Origin of the sequence: Acinetobacter sp. WU_MDCI_Abxc222 (assembly GCF_025514755.1) — a bacterium.
Taxonomy (GTDB): Bacteria; Pseudomonadota; Gammaproteobacteria; order Pseudomonadales; family Moraxellaceae; genus Acinetobacter; species Acinetobacter geminorum.
In genome coordinates this window covers 1-2,081 of the sequence record NZ_JAHPVG010000025.1, presented here as the reverse complement: position 1 = coordinate 2,081, position 2,081 = coordinate 1, and the positions used below count along the sequence as shown (strand labels likewise).

Genomic DNA, 2,081 nt, shown 5'->3' with positions numbered 1-2,081 from the left:
GTTTTAGAAACAAGTTCAATATCACCCACCGCTTTTAAACTATAAACTTTTGGGTCAATGGTTAAGTTAGAATTGGTTTGAATAGTTAGGTCACCATTTAAACTATTTAACTTTGTATCATTCTTGAGTAAATCACTTCCGACCGCATTTAAGTTCAATCCAGTCTGACCTAAAATAAAACCGCCCGCCTCTAATAGAACAGCTCCACCTGTTAAATTTGTATTTTGTAATACTTGGTTTCCTGTAGCCGTTACAGAGGTCACGCCCTTAGATGTTAAGTTAGTGACTTTATCCGCAATCCATTTGGTCGCTGGCGTATACTCAGCATTGCTATAAACCGTACGACCAGAGCTTACTGCCAGATGCTGGTCTGAAGTAGCATTCACACCCTGTAAAGTCAGTAAATCTTTTGCATAAAGTTCGGTATTACCTTTTGATGTTAATACGCTGTCGATAATTGTACTCATGCCTGCTCTACTATTGATCGCAAGTTTACCAACCGTAGAGCTGAGGTCTGTATTTTGGATTTTAATATCAGATTTGCTATTTTCTATCGAAACGGTTTGTCCATTTAGAACATTATTTATCGTTTTAAATCGGCCCGTATCCCCAGTAACAACTACATCTGTATTCGCCTTTAGATTGATTCCATTATTACTCGAAACTAATATATCGCCCTGACTCGCATTAACTTGTACCGATTGCAAGTTAACGGTGCCATCACCAATCGAGCCAAGTGTCACCCCTTTTAAACCACTAATAACGGACTGATCAGTTGTTAATTCACCTTTATCAGCTGAAGGCATCGCCTTGCTTGTCTGGGTCGAGTTTAAATTTATATTTTTTTTCGCGAGTATAGAAATCTTTCCAGCCGAAGATGTGGCCTTTAAGCTATTTGCAGTAACTCCTCCAGCAAGTGCGGTTAAATTAATATCACCTTGAGCCTTGAGTGCCTGATTTAAAACAAGATCAGCAATTTCAGAACTCACATCAATATTCTTTTGTGAAGTCAGTGCACTATTGAGTGTTATTTGATTGGCATGAAGTTGAATGCTGTCTTTATTCGAGATTTCTTTTGCCGTAACGGTTAAATTATTGGCTGCATCCAGCTGAACCATGCCCGTAATAAGTGGAAGTGCCTTGTCAGCATTATTCCAGACCAGATCACGTCCACTGTAGGCTTTAATGTTTTTGACGCGTGTTGCAGCATTTTCAAGTGAAAATCCAAGATTCTTTAGGTTTAGATCTCCTGAACTATAGAGGTTGAGATCTTTACCCGCATAAATCGTTCCACCTTGGAGATCAATGATATTTTGGGTATTAGCCGAATTTGCTTGTAAGTTGATTGTACCTAATGATGCCTGTATATGGTTCTCTGTAAGTGATAACTTACCATTACTTAAAACATTTAAATCTTTGGCAGCAATCAGTTTTGCGCCTTTGGCTGCAACCAAGTCTTTTTGTACTTGTATGGTTGCTGTACCACGGTTACTTTTGAGTTCTGACCCAGCGGCAAGATTGATATTCGCTGCATCAATATAGACATCTCCACCTTGTGAGTCATCCATAATGCGGGTATCAGCAGCCAGATTGATATTACCTTTGGCATTAACGATCAAAGGTGATGAAGCCAGGCTGCCGTTATTAATAATAATTTCTTTAGCATTTACATTCAGGTTATTACCCGAATCGATATTTAGCATGCTATTACTGTTAATACTGCCTGATGAGTTGATATCGGCAGTTGCACCAGTACCCGTTGTTTGTATATTCACTAAACCTTGGGTTTTACTGGTCGAACTGATTGTGCCACTGTGTTCAATTTTTCCGGCACTGGTAATCACCAGATTGTTGACTGCCTGAATAGTCCCTGCGTTAGTCACGCCCAAACCTTTTTCAGTTCCCATCAAATAGATGTTGTTGGCATACATGCCACCCAGCGCTTTAACATCCACAGCCAATGTCGGTGCGGTTCCAGTACCAGTTTTAGCAGTAACATCCTGTAAATCTGCACTGACATTATTTGCCCCGGCAATCACCTGAATATCATTTTTGGCACGTAGTTCAGCACTAAGTTCTAA

1 pseudogene is annotated in these 2,081 nt (G+C 39.8%); it reads right to left on the bottom strand.

From position 1 onward, the window contains the following. Nucleotides 1–2,081 (bottom strand): annotated as a pseudogene (locus KTJ10_RS17925) (DUF2345 domain-containing protein); the annotation flags it as partial.